Below are 18,650 nucleotides of genomic sequence, written 5' to 3'. Positions count from 1 at the left end.
GGAGTTCAATTCTGGTACCGATGCCGCTCTTTTTAGCAACGGGTTGATGGCATTCCGGATGAACCTGCCGTTTCGGATAGGCTGAAGGCGTTTTCACACGCCAAGGTAGCGCGGCGCAGGCGTGCTGGTTGACAGCTCGCCCATCATCGCCATGCGTGCTGCTGCGTAGGCTTCCCATTTCGCCACATCATGCAAGGACGGGATCGTGACGAACTCGCCGCGGTCGAATCCGACCAGCGCCGCATCGACCAGCGCCGTAGCAGACATCACGATACTCGGGTCCAAATTCTCGACTGGCTGGCCTCCCGTGGCCCAGAAGTCCGTGGCAGTTGCGCCCGGCAGCACGGCCTGCACACGCACGCCCTTGCCAGACAGTTCATGGTGCAACGACTGGCTGAGCCCCAGCACAAACGCCTTGCTGGCTCCGTACACGCCATTCAGGATCTCCGGCGCGATGGCTACGATCGATGCAATGTTGATGATCGCGCCCTTGCCGCGTGCGACGAAGCGCGGCGCAGCAGCGTAGGTCAGCCTGGTGAGGGCCGTGACGTTCAGTTCGATCAGTCGAGTCATCCGATCGACATCACTGTCCAGCAGCGGGGTGTGCGTGCCGATGCCAGCGTTGTTGACCAGCAGCGCGATGCTCTCGTCTTCTCTCAGGCGGTTTTCCACAACTGCGAGTTCGTCCCTGTCGTTCAGGTCCGCGCCGATCACTTCGACGTTGCGGCGCGTTTCAGTCGTGAGACGGTCGGCGAGAGCGGAGAGGCGGTCGCGACTGCGGGCGACAAGGATCAGGTCGTAACCGCGGCGCGCCAGGCGGTCGGCGTAAATAGCGCCGATGCCAGAGGAGGCGCCGGTAACGAGCGCGGTGCCAGCGTGGGTGGTCGGGTTCATGTCGTTGCTCCTGTGGGGTTTTCTGTGCCTGAATCGTAGGTGTCCCTGCGCATGGCGTAAATGACGTATATAGTCATGATTCAGGTCGTTACGTTTTTCGGAGCAAAACATGCATCGCATTGGTTACCTGCTGGCCGACGGCTTCCAGATCATGGCGCTCGGCACCCAGGCTGTGTTCGAGGTCGCCAACGCGACGGTAATCGAACCCTTCTACTCGGTGGAGAACTTTTCGACTGCGGGCGGGCAGGTGACGTCGTCGCTCGGCATGACCCTGGGCACAAGGCGGCCGGGCCCGCGCGATCTCATCGACACCTGGATGGTGATCGGCGTGACCGATCCGGTTGCCTCTCGTCCGGCGCCGGAGGAGCTCGCTCTCCTGCGTGACACAGCGCCCCGCGCGCGCCGCATCGCCGGACTCTGTACGGGCGGCTTCGTGCTCGCAGAGGCCGGCTTGCTGGCCGGACGGCGGGCGACGACCCACTGGGCCTTTGCGCGTGATATGCGTCAGCGGCATCCGGACATCGAGGTGGAGGAGGATCGCATCTTTATCGTTGATGGCGCGGTCTGGACGTCGGCAGGCATGACGGCCGCGTTCGATCTCGCCCTTGCGATGGTCGAGCGCGATCTCGGTGCGGCCGTGGCGCGTTCCGTCGCACACAAGCTCGTCATGCATCAGCGGCGCTCTGGCGGGCAGTCGCAGCACTCCGAAATGCTTGACCTCTCGCCGAAGTCGGACCGCATACAGCATGCCTTGAACTACGCCCGCCAGCATCTGAGCGAGCCGCTGACCGTCGACGCACTCGCGCAGTCCGCCAACCTCAGCCCGCGCCAGTTCAGCAGGGCGTTCATGCAGGAGACCGGGCAGTCGCCGGCCAAGGCAGTGGAGGGACTACGGCTCGAGGCGGCGCGGCTGATGATCGAGCAGAGTCGGCATCCGCTGGAGGTGGTGGCGCGTGAGACGGGCTTCCGTGACCGACGGCATTTGCGCGAGGCGTTTTTGCGAGGATTCGGGGTGCCGCCGCAGGCGGTGAGGCGAGAAGCAAGAGGCGGCGCCGAGCTGTCCGAGCGTTAGGTCCTTCTGCGTAGGCTTCCCTGTGGCCACGTCTGAAAATCCGCCAGGAGATTGCCCGCTATCAACCACTATCACTGCGATGCATGATGGCCTGTCGGCCCACGCATGACCTGAGTCGCCCGCCCAGTACGGGATCCGCAGGAACTTGCTACATTGCTGGCTGCTGGCGAAAACAGCCCCACGCTGCTGCCCCGCTCACCGCAAACCGACAGACCAAGGAGATATCGAATGCACAGTGCACTTCAACTTCGTTCGCGAATCAAGAGCAGCGGTGAGCTCGAGCTGTCGCTAGACAGCATCGACACGCCGCACCCTGGTCCGGATGAAGTGCTCATCCGCATTGAAGCCTCTCCTCTCAACCCGTCCGATCTCGGCCTGCTGTTCGGTGCTGCGGACATGAGCACGGCCAAGGCCAGCGGCACGGCCGAGCGCCCGATAGTCACCGCGCGCGTTCCGGAAGGCGCGATGCGCAGCATGGCGGGCCGCCTGGATGCGTCCATGCCGGTTGGCAACGAGGGCGCGGGAGTGGTCGTCGAGGCAGGCTCGTCCCCGGCAGCGCAAGCCTTGATGGGCAAGACTGTGGCTGCCATCGGCGGCGCGATGTACTCGCAGTACCGCTGCATTCCTGCGGACCAGTGCCTGGTCCTTCCCGAAGGCGCCACACCTGCTGACGGCGCGTCGTCATTCGTCAACCCGCTCACGGCACTCGGCATGGTCGAAACCATGCGCCTCGAAGGACATAGCGCCCTGGTGCACACCGCGGCGGCTTCCAACCTGGGCCAGATGCTCAATCAGATCTGTCTCAAGGATGGCATCAAGCTGGTGAACATCGTGCGCAAGCAAGAGCAGGCGGACTTGCTCAAGGCACAAGGTGCGGTCCACGTCTGCAACGCCGCGTCGCCCACGTTCATGCAGGACCTCACCGAGGCACTCGTCTCCACTGGCGCAACGATCGCGTTCGACGCCACGGGTGGCGGCAAACTCGGCGGGCAGATCCTCACCTGCATGGAAGCGGCCTTGAACAAATCGGCCCGCGAATACAGCCGCTATGGCTCGACCACCCACAAGCAGGTCTACCTCTACGGTGGCCTGGACACAAGCCCCACCGAGTTCAATCGCAACTTCGGCATGGCGTGGGGCATGGGTGGCTGGCTGCTGTTCCCGTTCCTGCAGAAGATCGGGCGCGAGCGGGCCAACGCGCTGAAGCAACGCGTGGTCGCGGAGCTGAAGACCACCTTTGCGAGCCACTACTCAAAAGAGATCTCGCTGGCCGAGGTACTGGATCTGGACATGATCGCCGTCTACAACAAGCGAGCGACGGGGGAGAAGTACCTGATCAACCCGAACAAGGGCTTGGCAGGATAAATCGCGCCGGGGCGCCTTTGCGCCCAGATGCCGCGGCCGTCTCTGACCGACCCGTTACCGCCCTTCAACCGGGCGCGACCACGGGCTCGGCTTTTTGGGATAACGGCTATTCGGCGACCTGGGCGTCGAGTTATCGGCCAGCCTTTCGCCATGGTGCGAATGACACTGCACGCAAAATTTACCGGTGCGAAGCCAGTCTTACTTTCATGAGTTGCCTGGCTGGCACAGCGAATCTGAACGTCTTGTAGCGCAATGTTGAAGCTCTCAATTTGAGAAAGGGATGGAAACGTGGCTCTGACATAGCAGGCACAGGTAGTGCTTTCTTCCTTCCCGTCCGTAGGGCACTGGAGATCAGTCCCTTACAAACATGGGACAAGGAGGTCCACATGGGCGAGTTCGAAGACACTCGGCGCCACGCGATCGTCGAAGACCCGCCGTCGGTTGAGGCGTTTGCCAGCGCGGTATCGTGGGGAGCGATTCTCGCGGGCGGGGTCGCTGCCGCGGCGTTTTCTCTCATCCTATTGATGCTGGGGTCGGGGCTCGGGCTGGCGGCCATTTCCCCTTGGGCGCCCGCGGGCGAAAGCGCCGCCCGCTTCGGCGTCGCGGCTATCGTCTGGATTTGTGTGACACAGATCTTCGCTTCCGGCCTGGGCGGCTATTTGGCCGGACGGCTGAGGAAACGCTGGGTGGCGGTCCACGGGGACGAGACCTATTTCCGGGATACCGCGCACGGCTTCCTGAGTTGGGCATCTGCGACGCTCGTGACGGCGATTTTCGTCACTTCTGCAGCCTCAGGACTCTTTCACGTGACTGCGCAGGTAGCGTCGGTCAGTGCGACTGGTGGAGCAATGGGCACATTGAAGGATCGTGGCAACGCGTCTGCCGCGCTGGATGCGTGGCCAATGGGCTATCTTGTCGATGGTCTGTTTCGTCAGTCCGACTCTGCAGCAGCAAACTCTAATGCCACCCCCGACGCGACTGCGGCAGACAAGAAGGAAGTCGTCCGCATATTCCTGAACAGTCTTGCTTCGGGTGCCCCGCTGTCGTCCAGTGACGCCCGCTATGCCGCACGGCTGGTTTCGCAGCGAACAGGGTCTTCGCTTGACGCCGCACAGACACGTGTCACTGCCACCTATTCGCAGCTTCAGCAACGATTTGCTGACCTCAAAGCCGCCGCAAAGGATGCGGCCGACAAAGCCCGAAAAGCTGGCATCCACGTTTCACTTTGGCTTTTCGTCTCGCTGTTGATGGGCGCATTCGCTGCGAGCCTGACCGCCACGATTGGCGGGCGGCAACGCGACTTCTAAGTTCAATTTTCGACAGGACACAATCATGCGTTCGATCCTGCTCTACATGCTTGGCGTACCCATTCCGCTCATCATCCTGATCGCGTTGTTCGCCCATCATTAGACGGGGAGGCGCTTTGCCTTCGCCAAGATATTGCGATCATCGAGATCGTCATCGTGCAAGGGGGAAGTCGTTCCTTCCGGTGAAGTCTGCGTGGTTCGTCCTTGAGGTGCCGTCTGCAAAGCCGGTTACCTAACGCGCGCCTGCTGCTTTGCTCTCATGACAGGTCTGGAGGACTGAGCGATGTCTGAATGAAGTGCGTCGCGACGCTGCGGGGTGGCGTCATGCGCGCCGTCTGCACTGCTGCTTTGTCAGAGCGAATGTGTTACCGCACCAGATTCAATGGTTGCCCTGTGCCGGACTAAAGAAATAAGGCACCAACGCCGCAGCCACCAACATCGCTGCCGACAGGAAAATCGCTGCATACGTGGCGGGCTCTCCCCAGCGCTGCACATGCCCCATATTGGCAATCAACCCGTACCCCCACGAGGTCAGCGCGGAGCCAAGAAACACGAACGTATTGAGCAGCCCAAGCCCACGCCCGCGCTTCGACGGCGGAATCAGGCTACGCCCCTGAGCCATGACCAGCGGATGCAGCATGCCGATGGTCGACAGCAGCGCCATCATCGCAACGCCGCTTGCCACGCCAGAATCGGGCCACGCCGTCAGCATCACGGCACCGGACATCGACACGCACGACCACGCGAGGATGGCAGTCTTGAGCGTACTGCGCCGCACCAGTACAGGCAGCAGAAATGCCGTGACGAAGCCGGCCACGCTCAGCAGTGTGAGCGCCACGCCGCGGGAACCTGAACTGAGTCCATAGACATCGGCCAGATACGGGCCACTCCACGCGTTGCGGAATGCCGTGCCGGCAGCCATGGCGACGCAAAGCGGGATCAGCGTCCACAGCGGCGCCAGGCCCAGCAGACGAACGCTTTGCGTGAGCATCGACGGCCACGAGGCGCTGCGTGCCTCGGCATGGCCGGTGTCACGCACGAAGCGCGAGACGCCCCATGCCGCGGCGACCATGCCGAGCGCAGAAACGGACATCGACATGCGCCAGCCAACCAGTTCGGTCGCCCAGCCGAGCGGCGCGGTCGCGCACAGCGCGCCGATCATCCCCATGGCGTTCGATTTGCTGACTACGCGCGTGTAGTCGCGCTCGGAGAGCTGTTCGGATGCGAAATGCAGCAGTCCCATGAATACCGGCGCGCAGGCCAGGCCCAGGCCAACCTGCGCGAGCGTGGCGATTGCACCGTTGGGCGCTGCGACGAACCCGATCGACGAGACTGCACCGACCGCCAGCAGCCATGCCGTGGGCTTGCCTACGCCATAGCGGTCGAACGCAATCCCGACAGGAATCTGGGCCACGGCAAACGCGAGAAAGAAGGAGGAGGACAGCGCGCCGAAACCGGCCGGAGACAGACCAAAATCGTGCTGCAGTTCCGGCGCCATGACGGCCAGGCAGGAGCGGAAGAACTGGCTTAGCGCAAACGCAAAGGTCAGGATGGCAATGCCGCGTGTCGCGGCATCCCGGGAGGAAGCGGCGCCGCCGTGAGGCAGGGCCTGGAGGTCGTCTCCGGTCATTGTTCTTGTTATGGGTGCTGCAGATTCAGGACTTCAGGAACCCGGGGCGCAGCAGCCGGCCGCGCCCCGTACTACGGATGGCCGATTAGCCGGACAGGGCATCGTAAGTCAGCAGGAACACCTGCTCGTCGCCCGCGCTCACGGGCAGCCAGACGATTTCGAGGTTCGGGAACGCCGCTTCCACATTGGCGTGCTCGTTGCCGATCTCCACGACCAGTACGCCGCCCGGGTTCAGCCGCGCCTTGGCGCCGGCGATGATCCGGCGCACCACGTCCATGCCGTCGTCACCGCCGGCCAGCGCAACGCGCGGCTCGGCCAGGTATTCGGGCGGCAGCGCCTGCATCGACGATTCGTTGACGTACGGCGGGTTGGTCAGAATCACGTCGTACGTGGCCCCTGCCGGCAGCGGCGCGTACAGGTCGCCCTCGAACAGGTGGATGCGGTCCTGCATCTTGTAGTCGGCCACGTTGCGGCGGGCCACGGCGAGCGCGTCGGGCGAGATGTCGACGGCGTCGATCTGCGCATTGGGCCAGACATGGGCCGCAATGATCGGCAGGCAGCCGGAACCCGTGCAAAGCTCCAGCACCGGCCCGACCTGGCTGGTTTCGCCGATCCACGGCTCCAGCCCTTCCTGCAGCAGTTCGCCGATGAAGCTGCGCGGCACGATCACGCGCGAATCGACGTAGAAGCGCAGGCCGTGCATATAGGCCTCGTGCGTGATGTAGGCGGCCGGCACGCGTTCGTTGACGCGGCGGTCGATGACGCGCATCACCGCGTCAATTTCCTCGGGCAACAGGCGCGCGTCGAGGAACGGGTCGAGCGTATCGAGCGGCAGGTTCAGCGTATGCAGCACCAGGTAGGCGGCTTCGTCATAGGCATTGGCGCTGCCGTGGCCGAACGAGAGGCGCGCGGCGGTGAAGCGCGACACCGCCAGGCGCAGCAGGTCGCGCACGGTGCGCAGCGGGGAGGGGGTTGCCATGGTCGTGGAGTCCTGTGGTCGATGGGGGGAGCGATCGGCAGGCGATCAGGCAATGAGCCGTTCGAGCACGCCGCGATAGACGTTCTTGAGCGGATCGATAAAGCGGACTTCGACGTTCTCGTCGATCTTGTGGATGGTCGCGTTGGGCGGCCCGAACTCGATCACTTGCGGGCAGATCTTGGCGATGAAGCGGCCATCGGATGTGCCGCCCGTGGTCGACAGTTCGGTCTTGACGCCGGTCTCGGCCTCGATGGCGGCCGACAGCGCATCGGACAGGTCGCCGCGCGGGGTCAGGAACGGCTCGCCGCCGAGCGTCCAGTCCAGCGTGTATTCGAGCTTGTGCTTGTCCAGGATCGCATGCACGCGGGACTTGAGGCCTTCGGGCGTGCTTGCGGTCGAGAAGCGGAAGTTGAAGTCGATCGTGACGTGGCCCGGGATGACGTTGGTCGCGCCGGTGCCGCCGTGGATGTTCGACATCTGCCAGCTCGTCGGCGGGAAGTACTCGTTGCCCTGGTCCCATACCTCGGCAGCCAGCTCGGCCAGCGCGGGCGCGGCTTCGTGGATCGGGTTGCGGCCCAGGTGCGGGTAGGCGATATGGCACTGCACGCCCTTGACGACGAGCTTGCCCGACAGCGAGCCACGGCGGCCGTTCTTGACCATGTCGCCGAGCGTGTCGACCGACGTGGGTTCGCCGATCACGCAGTAGTCCAGGCGTTCGCCGCGCGCCTTCAGCGCTTCGACGACCTTGATGGTACCGTCGTGCGCCGGGCCTTCCTCGTCGCTGGTGATCAGGAACGCGATCGAGCCCGCATGGGCCGGATGCGCCTTGACGAATTCCTCGACCGCCACGACAAAGCCGGCGATCGACGTCTTCATGTCCGCTGCGCCACGGCCATACAGGCGACCGTCACGGTGCGTCGGCTCGAACGGGTCCGAGTTCCATTGTTCGAGCGGGCCGGTCGGCACCACGTCGGTGTGACCGGCAAAGGCCAGCAGCTTGCCGTCCGTGCCTTGCGTGCCGCGCTTCACGGCCCACAGGTTGGTCACGCGGAAATCGTCGGGGCCGCTGACAATGGCTTCGCACGTGAAGCCGAGCGCCTTCAGGCGCGTTTCCAGCACGGCCTGGCAGCCTTCGTCCGCGGGCGTGACGGAGCGGCGGCGGATCAGGTCTTCGGTGAGGGCAAGGGTGGCGGTCATGGGAGGACAAAAAATTCAGAACTGGCTGGCGTACTGGTCGGCGGAGAAACCTACGGAGACCTTGCCGTTGTGCGCGAGCACCGGGCGCTTGATCAGCGACGGGCTCTGCTGCATCAGCGCGATGGCGCCGGCTTCCTGCTCGGCACGGGCCTTGTCGGCGTCGGACAGTGCGCGCCACGTGGTGCCCTTGCGGTTGAGCAGCGTCGACAGCGGCACGTGCTTGAGCCAGCCGCGCAGCATCGCTTCATCGACGCCTTGCTTCTTGAAATCGTGGAAGGTGTAGGCAACGCCGTTGGCGTCCAGCCAGGTGCGCGCCTTCTTGACGGTGTCGCAGTTCGGGATGCCGTAGAGCAGGACGTTCATGGCTTGTTGTATGTTGTGCTGCGGTTCAGCGGAAAAGCAGATTCAGTGCGATCACCAGGCCGCCGAGGCCCAGTGCCACGCCTGCCATCGCCACGGCCGTCATCAGGCGCAGGCGGCGATCCAGCCGCGCGGCTTCCTTGCGCAGCGCATCGATGGTAATAGCGTGCTGTTCGGCGAGCAGCTTGACCGCTTCGGCCTGCTGCACGGCGGCGGCTTCCAGTTCCGCAATGCGCACAGCCGGGTCGCGCGGTTCCGGCGCGGGGCCGCCTTCCACGGCATCGTCCCTGCGCCGGCCTTTCTTGATCTTGTCGATGGTCTTGTTGGCCTGTTCGAGGATCGTGGGCAGGAGGGAGAGGACAGTGCTGACGGTGGTGGGGTCCAGGGCCATGAGTCGCTTGCGGAGGGAGGGCACGTCGCGGGCGGTGTGGCGGGGTGATGCAGAGGGTGGCCCGGCTGCGCTCCACGCTTGGCAGAGCGTCAGGCCGGGCCGGCCGCGGGCGATCAGTCGCCGCGCAGCAGGTCGTTCAGGCTGGTCTTGGTGCGGGTCTGCGCGTCGACCTTCTTGACGATCACGGCGCAGTACAGGCTGTACTTGCCATCCTTGGACGGCAGGTTGCCCGCGACCACAACCGAGCCGGCCGGCACGCGGCCATAGTGGATCTCGCCGGTTTCGCGGTCGTAGATCTTGGTCGACTGGCCCAGGTACACGCCCATCGAGATGACCGAGTTCTCTTCGACGATCACGCCTTCCACGACTTCCGAACGTGCGCCGATGAAGCAGTTGTCTTCGATGATGACCGGGTTGGCCTGCAGCGGCTCCAGCACGCCGCCGATGCCCACGCCGCCCGACAGGTGGACGTTCTTGCCGATCTGCGCGCACGAACCGACGGTGGCCCAGGTGTCGACCATGGTGCCTTCATCGACGTAGGCGCCGATGTTCACGTACGACGGCATCAGCACGGCGTTCTTGGCGATGAACGAACCGCGGCGTGCCACAGCGGGCGGCACCACGCGGAAGCCGGCCTTGGCGAAGTCGTCGCCGCTCCAGTTGGCGAACTTGGTCGGCACCTTGTCGTAGAACTGGGCGAAGCCGCCTGCGCTCATGGGCGCGTTGTCTTCCAGGCGGAACGACAGCAGCACGGCCTTCTTGACCCACTGGTTGACGATCCAGTCCTTGCCTTGCTTTTCGGCCACGCGCAGCGTGCCGGCGTCGAGCTGGCCGATGACGTTGGCGACAGCCTCGCGGATATCGGCGGGGGCGGACTTCGGCGACAGGCTGGTGCGGTCTTCCCAGGCCTGGTCGATCAGGGCTTGCAGAGCTTGCGTCATTTGCGTTTCTTCAGTGGTTGTTTGGAGAAGGCGCGGCGGTCGGGCCGCGCCACGGGAGTTCGTTCGATCCGATGGATCAGCCCAGCGACTTGCAGAATTCCACAATGCGCCGCGCGCCTTCCAGGCATTCCTCCGGCGTGGCGACCAGTGCCATGCGCACACGGTTGGCGCCCGGGTTGATGCCATCGGCTTCGCGCGCCAGGTAGCTGCCCGGCAGCACGGTGACGTTCTGCGCCGCCAGCAGCTGCGCGGCGAACTCGACATCATTCAGGCCCGTGCGCGAAACATCGGCCCACAGGTAGAAACCGGCATCGGGCAGCGCCACGTCCAGCACCTCGGCCAGCATCGGCGTCACTTCGCTGAACTTGCGCACGTAGGCGGCGCGGTTCTCGCGCACGTGGGCTTCGTCGTTCCAGGCCGCAATGCTGGCCGTCTGCACGGCCGGGTTCATCGCGCCGCCGTGGTAGGTACGGTATAGCAGGAATTTCTTGAGCAGCGCGGCATCGCCGGCGACGAAGCCGGAGCGCAGGCCCGGGACGTTGGAGCGCTTGGACAGGCTCGAGAACATCACCAGCCGCTCGAAGCCGCGGCCGAGCTTGTGGGCGGCCTCCAGCGCACCGAGCGGCGCGCGGCTCTCATCGAAGTAGATCTCGGAGTAGCACTCGTCTGAGGCGATTACGAAGCCGTACTTGTCCGAGAGCGCGAACAGTTGCTTCCAGTCTTCCAGCGACAGCACAGCGCCGGTTGGGTTGCCCGGCGAGCAGACGAAGAGGAGCTGGACATTTTTCCAGACATCGTCGGCAATGCGGTCGAACGCCGGGGCGAAGTTGCGCGCCGGGTCGCTGTTCGCGAACACTGGCGTGGCACCCGCCAGCAGCGCGGCACCTTCATAAATTTGATAGAACGGGTTCGGACACAGCACCAGCGCGCCGGAGCGCGTGCCATCGACCACGGTCTGCGCGAAGGCGAACAGCGCTTCGCGCGAGCCCGTCACTGGCAGCACTTCGGTCGCCGCATTGACCTTCGGCAGGCCGTAGCGGCGCTCCAGCCAGGTGGCGATGCACTGTCGTAGTGCATCGGAACCAGCCGTTGTGGGATAATTCGCCAGCCCCGCCAGCGACTCGGCCAGCGCCTTCTTGATGAATTCAGGCGTGGGGTGCTTGGGTTCGCCGATGCCGAAACTGATTGCCGGCTTGTCGGCCGGTTTCACCTCCGCGAACAGCACGCGCAGTTTCTCGAAGGGGTAGGGCTGGAGCAGGTCGAGGCGCGGATTCACGTTCTGGATGGGGCCGGTTGAAACCCAGCATTATAAAGGAACGGCACGGTATCCCGCGCATTGGCGCGGCCCGCGCGGCGCATCTGGTGTGCGGATGCCGGGCATCACTGGTATGTGATGCCCGCGGCGGATGCGTGCGATTTCCCGGGCCTGCGTCCTACGTGTAATTGTTTCCAAATGACCAAGAATAATATTGCGGCGAAATATGGCGCCGCCGACCGCCATTCGGTCAAGTCATCGCTTTCCATTTTGATCGGTGCCTCGGTTTGGGGCATCGCATGGTTTCCGTACCGGGTGCTCGCCGGCTGGGGCCTGGGCGGCATGAGTGCGGCCGCGCTAGTGAGTTGTGCTGCAGCCGTCATTTCGTTGCTGGCGTTCCGCAAGCACCTGCGGGGCATGCGTGCGTCCTGGCTGTTCGTGGCCATCGGCCTGGCGGCCGGCGTCACGAATGCGGGCTTTGTCTGGGGCAGCGTGAACGGGCATGTCATGCGCGTGCTGCTGCTGTTCTATCTGACCCCGGTCTGGACTGCGCTGTTTGCGCGGCTGTTCCTCGGCGAGCGGCTGTCGGCGGCTGGCCTGGGGCTGGTTGCGCTGGCGCTGTCGGGTGCCGGACTGATGCTCTGGACGCCCGAGGTCGGCGTGCCGCTCCCGGGCAACGCAGCGGAATGGTCCGGGCTGGTCGGCGGTATGGGCTTTGCCGTTAACAACGTGCTGTCGCGGCGCGCCGGACAGCAGTTTCCCGATATGGATGCGCGACTTCGCACGGTGGTGGTCTACCTCGGCTGCACGGTGGTGGGCGTGCCTTGCGCGCTGCTGCTCGATGCCCAATCGGCGGCGATCGTCCCCGGGGCGGGCGCGGCCGTGGCGGCGCTGGTGGCGGCGCTCGCAGCCGTGCTCGTACTGAGCAATTCGGTGGTCCAGTATGGCCTGCAGCGCCTGCCAGCCAACCGCGTGTCGCTGCTGATGCTCTTCGAGATCGTCGTGGCCGCTGTGTCTTCGTGGTGGCTGGCGACCGAAACGCTGAGCTGGAAGGAGGCCGCGGGCGGCCTTTGCATTGTTGCTGCCGGCGCCCTGTCGGGCCTGGTCCATCGCAGTCGCGTCAAACCGGAAGCCGCGGCAGGCGGCGCCGAAGCGGTCGCCTGAGCCGGCGAGGGTCAGTGCAGCATGACCCGCGATACCACCGCCACCAGCGGCTTGCGCACGGCGCGCTCCACGGTGCTGTGCAGGTGGAGCGGGCGCAGCAGCATCTTCACGGTCATATCGACGGGCAGGTGACGGCGGACCACGGCGCTGACGCGTGAGTTGAGTGCCTTGACTTCGTGTTCGGGGATATCTTCCTGCCCGCGCTCCATGCGCAGTACATTGCGCAGCGCGATGGCGGCATCCTCGTTCTTGATCTCGAGAAGCCGCCGCGCCAGGGCGCCCAGCACCCGGGCGCGCCCGACCTGCTCGGACTCCGCGAAGCGGTTGAAAAAGCGGAAAAAGTGCTTGTAGTGCCGGACCTCGTCGTCGGCGATGCGCCGCGTCAGGCCGCGCAGCACCGGTTCGTCGCTGGCAAGCTCAAGGGCCCGGTAGTAGGCCGCCGTACCGGTTTCCACCACGCAGCGGGCGGCCATTTCGAGCGCCTCGGTCGGTTCGAACTGGTCGATCGAGCAGGTGGCGCTGTATTCCTGGAAGAATCGTTCGTAGCCGCGTTCCCAGTCGAATTCTGGCCAGACATGCTCGACATAGCGTCGCAGTGCCAGCCCATGCTGCAGTTCCTCAGCCTCCCAATGGTCGGCTAGCCATCCGGCGGCCTCGGGCACCCTGGCGTAATAGGAAGCGAGGTTGCCTGCGTAGGTATCGGATCCGCTCTCGATGAACGACGCCGAAACCAGCAGGTAGAACAGGTCGCGGTTATCCCGCACGCGTTCGGACTCGATTGCCCGGAAATCAATTTCGCTGACAGACCACGGCAGAGCTGCCGCTGACGACTGGGTCATGCTCGATCCTCCGCAAGAAAGGCCGTATGCCACGAGGGACGGGTGCCCTGGGGGAGCATTCGGCGTCACGCTGGCATGTCTGAGAGACTAGCATTTACCCTAGTTAGTTTCCCAGTCGTGAAATAACCGCTTGGGAACGCGGTCGCGCGCACATTGCAAAAGTGCTTGCGGAAACGCACGTAAATGGCTGCCGCCAAAGGGAAACCGGGGCGGAAAAATGCCGTGGAACCCACAGCGGGAGCGGCCGGAAGGGCCTTCGGCGATGGTATGATTACCGCCAATTCTCGGGCACGGGGGGCGAGAAGGGACGCTGGCGGCACGCCGCGTCCGGCCGTCCGCGTGCGCCGCTCATTCCTGAACGCTCTAATGCTGCGCGCGCTGCCATCAGCGCCGATACCACACGACAACCGTGCGACTATCTTCGATCAAGCTGGCGGGCTTCAAATCATTCGTCGATCCGACCAATTTCCAGGTGCCCGGTCAACTCGTGGGCATCGTAGGTCCCAACGGCTGCGGTAAATCCAACATCATCGATGCAGTCCGTTGGGTGCTGGGCGAGTCACGTGCGTCCGAGCTGCGTGGCGAATCCATGCAGGACGTCATCTTCAACGGTTCCACGGCCCGCAAGCAAGCGGGGCGGGCCAGTGTCGAACTGGTGTTCGACAATGCCGAAGGCCGTGCCGCCGGGCAGTGGAGCCAATATGCCGAAGTGGCCGTCAAGCGCGTACTGACCCGCGACGGCACCTCGTCCTATTACATCAACAACCAGCCTGTACGGCGCCGAGATATCCAGGACATTTTTCTGGGTACCGGTCTGGGTCCGCGCGCCTACGCCATCATCGGCCAGGGCATGATCTCGCGCATCATCGAGGCCAAGCCCGATGACATGCGGATCTTCCTGGAAGAAGCAGCCGGCGTTTCCAAGTACAAGGAGCGCCGCCGCGAGACCGAAAACCGGCTGTCCGATACGCGCGAGAACCTGACCCGCGTGGAAGACATCCTGCGCGAGCTCGGCGCGAACCTCGAAAAGCTTGAGGGCCAGGCAGAAGTCGCGCAGCGTTTCAAGACGCTGCAGGCCGACGGCGAAGAGAAGCAGCACCTGCTGTGGTTGCTGCGCAAGCGCGAGGCCCAGATCGAGCAGGAGCGGCACCAGCGTGCCATCGAGCAGGCCCAGATCGACCTGGAAGCCCAGACCGCGCAACTGCGCCATGTCGAGGCAGAACTCGAAACCATGCGCGTGGCGCACTACGCGGCGTCCGACGGCATGCACGCCGCGCAAGGCGCGCTGTATGAGGCCAACGCCGAAGTCAGCAAGCTGGAAGCCGAGATCCGCTACGTGGTCGAATCGCGCAACCGCGTGCAGGCGCAGATTGCCGCACTGACGGCGCAGCGCGAGCAGTGGCAGGGCAAATCGGAACAGGCCAGCGACGAACTGGCGCAGGCCGAGGAAAACCTCGCTGTGTCCGAAGGGCGCACTGTGGAAGCGCAGGAAGCGGTGGCCCAGAAGAATGACGAGCTGCCGACGCTCGAGGCGCAGTGGCGTGACGCCCAGCAACTGCTCAACGAGCAGCGTGCCGGCATCATGCAGGCGGAGCAGGCACTCAAGCTCGAAGCCGCGCAGCAGCGCAGCGCAGACCAGATGCTCCAGCAACTGGAACAGCGCCGCGAACGCCTTTCGGGCGAGGAAAAGGGCCTGGATCGACCAGACGAGACGCGCCTCGAGCAGGCTCGTGCGGAACTGGCCGAGCAGGAAGCCGTGCTGGAAGAGGCGCAGGCAACGTTGGCCGATGCCGAAGACAGCGTGCCGCGCCTCGATGGCGAGCGCCGTGCCGCGCAGGAGCGCGTACAGAGCGAAGCCGCCGCGATTGCCGCACTGGAGGCGCGCCTGGCCGCGCTGAAGCAGCTGCAGGAAAACGTGCAGACCGACGGCAAGGTGCAGCCATGGCTGGCCAAGCACGGGCTGGCCGAGCTGCCCCGCCTGTGGAAGAAGGTCCATATCGAGCCGGGCTGGGAAAACGCGCTGGAATCGGTGCTGCGCGAGAAGCTCGCCGCGCTGGAAGTATCAAACCTGGACTGGGTCAAGGCGTTCCTGTCGGATGCACCACCGGCGAAGCTGGCGTTCTATACGCCGCCGCCTGCGGCAAGGCCCGTCGAGGCACCGGCTGGCCTGCGCCCGCTGATGTCGCTCGTGCAGATCACCGAGCCGGGCATCCGCGCGGTGATGCAGGACTGGCTGGCCGATATCTACACCGCTACGGACATGACGCAGGCGCTGGGGGCACGCAACACGCTGCCCGAAGGCGCATCGTTCGTCGTGGCCGAAGGCCATCTGATCGGCCGCAACGCAATCCAGATCTACGCCGCCGATTCCGAGCAAGCCGGCATGCTGGCCCGCGAGCAGGAAATCGAGAACCTGCAGAAGCAGGCGCGCGCGCAGATGCTGCTGTCGGACGAGGCCAAGAGCCAGGCCGTACGTGCCGAAGCCGCCTATACGCAGGCGAGCCAGTCGCTGGCCGACGCGCGTACGCGCGCCGAGCAGGCTACGCGCCGCGTGCATGCCTTGCAGATGGATGTACTGAAGCTGTCGCAGGCGATGGAGCGCTACGCCGCGCGCAGCGGCCAGATTCGCGAGGAACTCGAGGAGATCAACGCGCAGATCGAGGAACAGCGCGCAATCCGCGCCGAATCCGAAGCGAGCTTCGAGCAGCATGACTCGGCGCTGGCCGAGATGCAGGCTACGCACGAAGACCAGCAGATGGCATTCGAGGCGCTCGACAGCAAGCTGTCGTCGGCGCGCCACCAGTTGCGCGACCTCGAACGCGCGGCGCAGGAAGCGGTATTTGCGGAGCGCAACCTGGCCAGCCGCATCGACGAACTGCATCGCAATATTCAGGTGGCGAGCGACCAGGCCGAGCGTATCGTCGAATCGCTCGAGAACGCGCGCGCGGAACTGGAAACGATCAACGAGCAGACGGCTCACACCGGCCTCCAGGATGCGCTCGAACGCCGTGCCGAAAAGGAAGAGAAGCTCGGCGCCGCGCGTATCGAACTCGACGCGCTGTCCGCGCAATTGCGACAGCATGACGAGCAGCGCCTGGCAGCCGAACGCAGCCTGCAGCCGCTGCGAGACCGCATCACGGAGAGCCAGCTCAAGGAACAGGCCGCGCGCCTGAACCAGGAGCAGTTCAGCGAGCAGTTGACGACCGCGCAAGTCGACGAAGCCGCGCTGGCCGAGAAGCTGACGGGGGACCTGAAGCCGTCGTACCTGCAGGGCGAAGTCACGCGCATCAACAACGCCATCAACGCGCTCGGCCCGGTCAACATGGCCGCACTCGACGAGCTGGCGGCGGCGCGCGAACGCAAGACCTTCCTCGACGCGCAATCGGCCGACCTGAACGATGCGATCACCACGCTGGAAGACGCCATCGCCAAGATCGACCAGGAAACCCGCGCGCTGCTGCAAGGCACGTTCGATCAGGTCAACCACCATTTCGGCGAGCTGTTCCCGCAGCTGTTCGGTGGCGGCCAGGCGCGCCTGATCATGACCGGCGAGGAAATCCTCGATGCCGGCGTGCAGGTCATGGCGCAGCCGCCGGGCAAGAAAAACTCAACCATTCATTTGTTGTCGGGCGGCGAAAAGGCGCTGACCGCGATTGCGCTGGTGTTCGCAATGTTCCAGCTCAATCCGGCCCCGTTCTGCCTGCTGGACGAGGTGGACGCCCCGCTCGATGACGCCAATACGGAGCGCTACGCCAATATGGTGGCCCGCATGTCGGACAAGACGCAGTTCGTCTTCATTTCGCACAACAAGATCGCCATGGAAATGGCGCACCAGCTGATCGGCGTGACCATGCAGGAGCAGGGCGTGTCGCGCATCGTGGCGGTGGATATGGATGCGGCAGTCTCGATGGCGGAGGCAGCATGAGCTTCAACATGGACCTACAGACCGCGCTGATCGTTGCGGGTCTCGTTTTCCTTGCGCTGCTGTTTGGCTACAACCAGTGGCAGATCCGCAAGGCGCGCCGCCCGCGCGAACTGCGTCCCGAAGACGACCTGCCGCCGATGCGCGAGCCCGTGGTTGGCCAGTCCACCACGCCTGAAGTGGCTGCCAAGCTGCATGAGCCGCCTGCTCAGGAGCACGTCGAGCGGCGTGAGCCGACGCTGACGCCGGCTGCACGCCCGGCGCAGCATGACTTCGCTGCGGCTGCCGCCTCGGCCGCTGCCGGCTCGGCGGACGCTGATGATGTCGTGGCCGAAGAGGTCGCGCTGGCGGGAGTGCCGTCGGAAACAGCCGTTGCGGAGGCGGAACTCGAAGCGGAAGTCGAAGGCGAAGTGGAGACCGAAACCAAGGCAGAAGCCGTGGTGCAGCCCATCAAGAAGCCTCAGCCCGAGCCGGTGGTTCCCGAAGGCCAGCCGATGCCGGCCACGATCGATCCGCTGATCGACTGCATCGTGCCGCTGCACCTGGAGCGCAAGGCGTCCGGCGACCGTATCCTGCCGCTGACCGGCCGGCTGCGCCGCGCTGGCACCAAACAGATCCATATCGAAGGCCTGCGCATGGAAGCCAATGCGTGGGAACCCGTGACGGCCGGCCATCAGTACGAAGACCTGCAGGTGGCGGTGCAGCTCGCCAACCGCAGCGGCCCCCTCAATGCGCTGGAGTTCTCGGAATTCGTGAACGCCGTCGAAGCGCTGGCGGAATCGCTCGATGCTTCGGCCGAACTGCCGGACATGGGCGAGACGGTGGCCAACGCGCGTGAACTCGACGCGTTCGCGGCCAGTAGCGACGTGCAGCTTGGCGTCAACGTGATCTCCGATGGTGCGCCGTGGTCGGCCGCCTACGTGCAGAGCGTGGCGACGCAGGACGGGCTGGTGCTGTCGCGCGACGGGACGCGTTTCATCCGCTACCACGCCAATGCAGAAGGGGTGCAGCGCCCGCTGTTCGCGCTGCAGTTCGGCGACACCAACTTCCTGCGCGATGACCTGACCGTCAAGGGCGGTGGCCAGATCACGCTGCTGCTGGACGTGCCGCAGGCGGACCAGGCCGGCAAGCCGTTCAAGACCGTCTGCGAATACGGCAACTCGCTGGCCCAGCGCATGGGCGCGCAGCTAGTCGACGACAATATGCGGCCTTTGACCGAGGCGTCGTTCGTGGCGATCTTCAACCAGCTCGAGGCCCTCTACCAGAAGCTGGAAACGCGCGGGATGCCGGCCGGTTCGCCGGTGGCGGCACGGTTGTTCAGCGTCTAGCGGGAG

General features: G+C 64.8%; 15 protein-coding genes. 6 read left to right on the top strand and 9 right to left on the bottom strand.

Features of this window, described 5'->3' with window-relative positions; translation table 11 throughout:
- Positions 1-93: 93 nt before the first annotated feature.
- A complete protein-coding gene (locus K2O51_RS22265) occupies positions 94-894 on the bottom strand; it encodes an SDR family NAD(P)-dependent oxidoreductase (RefSeq protein WP_011298064.1) in 801 nt (266 codons plus the stop codon).
- A gap of 109 nt (positions 895-1,003) precedes the next feature.
- On the opposite strand from K2O51_RS22265, the gene K2O51_RS22260 reads away from it, so the two are divergent.
- The 3 genes from K2O51_RS22260 (at position 1,004) to K2O51_RS22250 (ending at position 4,638) form a co-directional block, all read left to right on the top strand.
- Positions 1,004-1,966: a GlxA family transcriptional regulator gene (locus tag K2O51_RS22260; RefSeq protein WP_011298063.1), complete on the top strand. Its 963-nt coding sequence runs from the start codon at positions 1,004-1,006 to the stop codon at positions 1,964-1,966.
- Positions 1,967-2,194: 228 nt separating this feature from the next.
- Positions 2,195-3,331, top strand: coding sequence for a zinc-binding dehydrogenase (locus tag K2O51_RS22255; protein ID WP_011298062.1), 1,137 nt, complete (start codon positions 2,195-2,197; stop codon positions 3,329-3,331).
- Between the two features lie 386 nt (positions 3,332-3,717).
- Positions 3,718-4,638 carry a hypothetical protein gene (locus tag K2O51_RS22250; protein WP_011298061.1) on the top strand — a complete coding sequence of 307 codons (921 nt, stop codon included), beginning with the start codon at positions 3,718-3,720 and terminating at the stop codon, positions 4,636-4,638.
- Between the two features lie 379 nt (positions 4,639-5,017).
- Here K2O51_RS22250 and K2O51_RS22245 read toward each other — a convergent pair whose 3' ends face one another.
- From K2O51_RS22245 to dapC, 7 genes are all read right to left on the bottom strand, one after another.
- On the bottom strand, positions 5,018-6,268 hold the full coding sequence (locus tag K2O51_RS22245; RefSeq protein WP_011298060.1) for an MFS transporter: 1,251 nt from the start codon (positions 6,266-6,268) through the stop codon (positions 5,018-5,020).
- Between the two features lie 85 nt (positions 6,269-6,353).
- Positions 6,354-7,247, bottom strand: coding sequence for a 50S ribosomal protein L3 N(5)-glutamine methyltransferase (gene prmB, locus K2O51_RS22240; RefSeq protein ID WP_011298059.1), 894 nt, complete (start codon positions 7,245-7,247; stop codon positions 6,354-6,356).
- Between the two features lie 45 nt (positions 7,248-7,292).
- Complete coding sequence (gene dapE / locus K2O51_RS22235; RefSeq protein WP_011298058.1) at positions 7,293-8,444, bottom strand: succinyl-diaminopimelate desuccinylase; 1,152 nt, start codon at positions 8,442-8,444, stop codon at positions 7,293-7,295.
- A gap of 15 nt (positions 8,445-8,459) precedes the next feature.
- Complete coding sequence (locus K2O51_RS22230) at positions 8,460-8,807, bottom strand: ArsC family reductase (protein ID WP_220630729.1); 348 nt, start codon at positions 8,805-8,807, stop codon at positions 8,460-8,462.
- A gap of 25 nt (positions 8,808-8,832) precedes the next feature.
- Positions 8,833-9,195 (bottom strand): hypothetical protein, encoded by a 363-nt coding sequence (locus K2O51_RS22225; protein WP_011298056.1) that lies wholly within the window; start codon positions 9,193-9,195, stop codon positions 8,833-8,835.
- Positions 9,196-9,308: 113 nt separating this feature from the next.
- On the bottom strand, positions 9,309-10,136 hold the full coding sequence (dapD, locus tag K2O51_RS22220) for a 2,3,4,5-tetrahydropyridine-2,6-dicarboxylate N-succinyltransferase (RefSeq protein ID WP_220630728.1): 828 nt from the start codon (positions 10,134-10,136) through the stop codon (positions 9,309-9,311).
- A gap of 76 nt (positions 10,137-10,212) precedes the next feature.
- Complete coding sequence (dapC, locus tag K2O51_RS22215; protein WP_011298054.1) at positions 10,213-11,412, bottom strand: succinyldiaminopimelate transaminase; 1,200 nt, start codon at positions 11,410-11,412, stop codon at positions 10,213-10,215.
- A 177-nt stretch (positions 11,413-11,589) separates the two neighbouring features.
- Here dapC and K2O51_RS22210 point away from each other — a divergent pair, with 177 nt between their 5' ends.
- Positions 11,590-12,555, top strand: a complete 966-nt coding sequence (locus tag K2O51_RS22210; protein WP_140949516.1) for a DMT family transporter — start codon at positions 11,590-11,592, stop codon at positions 12,553-12,555.
- An 11-nt stretch (positions 12,556-12,566) separates the two neighbouring features.
- Here the strand turns inward: K2O51_RS22210 and K2O51_RS22205 are convergent, their stop codons facing one another.
- Positions 12,567-13,394, bottom strand: a complete 828-nt coding sequence (locus K2O51_RS22205) for a ferritin-like domain-containing protein (RefSeq protein WP_011298052.1) — start codon at positions 13,392-13,394, stop codon at positions 12,567-12,569.
- 409 nt (positions 13,395-13,803) lie between these two features.
- Here K2O51_RS22205 and smc point away from each other — a divergent pair, with 409 nt between their 5' ends.
- Entirely contained in the window at positions 13,804-17,319 is a 3,516-nt protein-coding gene (gene smc, locus K2O51_RS22200) for a chromosome segregation protein SMC (RefSeq protein WP_140949515.1), read from the top strand.
- Complete coding sequence (locus K2O51_RS22195; protein WP_140949514.1) at positions 17,316-18,644, top strand: cell division protein ZipA C-terminal FtsZ-binding domain-containing protein; 1,329 nt, start codon at positions 17,316-17,318, stop codon at positions 18,642-18,644. Before smc ends, K2O51_RS22195 begins: the two co-directional genes overlap by 4 nt.
- The last annotated feature ends 6 nt before the right edge of the window (positions 18,645-18,650 follow it).

Source organism: Cupriavidus pinatubonensis (genome assembly GCF_019602855.1).
GTDB classification, from domain to species: domain Bacteria; phylum Pseudomonadota; class Gammaproteobacteria; order Burkholderiales; family Burkholderiaceae; genus Cupriavidus; species Cupriavidus pinatubonensis.
This window is presented reverse-complemented; position numbering and strand designations above follow the sequence as displayed.

What these genes read in the sequence shown, in the direction of transcription:
- K2O51_RS22265 (WP_011298064.1), bottom strand. Translation starts at nt 894, where the DNA reads ATGAACCCGACCACCCACGCTGGCACCGCGCTCGTTACCGGCGCCTCC.
- K2O51_RS22260 (WP_011298063.1), top strand. Translation starts at nt 1,004, where the DNA reads ATGCATCGCATTGGTTACCTGCTGGCCGACGGCTTCCAGATCATGGCG.
- K2O51_RS22255 (WP_011298062.1), top strand. Translation starts at nt 2,195, where the DNA reads ATGCACAGTGCACTTCAACTTCGTTCGCGAATCAAGAGCAGCGGTGAG.
- K2O51_RS22250 (WP_011298061.1), top strand. Translation starts at nt 3,718, where the DNA reads ATGGGCGAGTTCGAAGACACTCGGCGCCACGCGATCGTCGAAGACCCG.
- K2O51_RS22245 (WP_011298060.1), bottom strand. Translation starts at nt 6,268, where the DNA reads ATGACCGGAGACGACCTCCAGGCCCTGCCTCACGGCGGCGCCGCTTCC.
- prmB (WP_011298059.1), bottom strand. Translation starts at nt 7,247, where the DNA reads ATGGCAACCCCCTCCCCGCTGCGCACCGTGCGCGACCTGCTGCGCCTG.
- dapE (WP_011298058.1), bottom strand. Translation starts at nt 8,444, where the DNA reads ATGACCGCCACCCTTGCCCTCACCGAAGACCTGATCCGCCGCCGCTCC.
- K2O51_RS22230 (WP_220630729.1), bottom strand. Translation starts at nt 8,807, where the DNA reads ATGAACGTCCTGCTCTACGGCATCCCGAACTGCGACACCGTCAAGAAG.
- K2O51_RS22225 (WP_011298056.1), bottom strand. Translation starts at nt 9,195, where the DNA reads ATGGCCCTGGACCCCACCACCGTCAGCACTGTCCTCTCCCTCCTGCCC.
- dapD (WP_220630728.1), bottom strand. Translation starts at nt 10,136, where the DNA reads ATGACGCAAGCTCTGCAAGCCCTGATCGACCAGGCCTGGGAAGACCGC.
- K2O51_RS22210 (WP_140949516.1), top strand. Translation starts at nt 11,590, where the DNA reads ATGACCAAGAATAATATTGCGGCGAAATATGGCGCCGCCGACCGCCAT.
- K2O51_RS22205 (WP_011298052.1), bottom strand. Translation starts at nt 13,394, where the DNA reads ATGACCCAGTCGTCAGCGGCAGCTCTGCCGTGGTCTGTCAGCGAAATT.
- K2O51_RS22195 (WP_140949514.1), top strand. Translation starts at nt 17,316, where the DNA reads ATGAGCTTCAACATGGACCTACAGACCGCGCTGATCGTTGCGGGTCTC.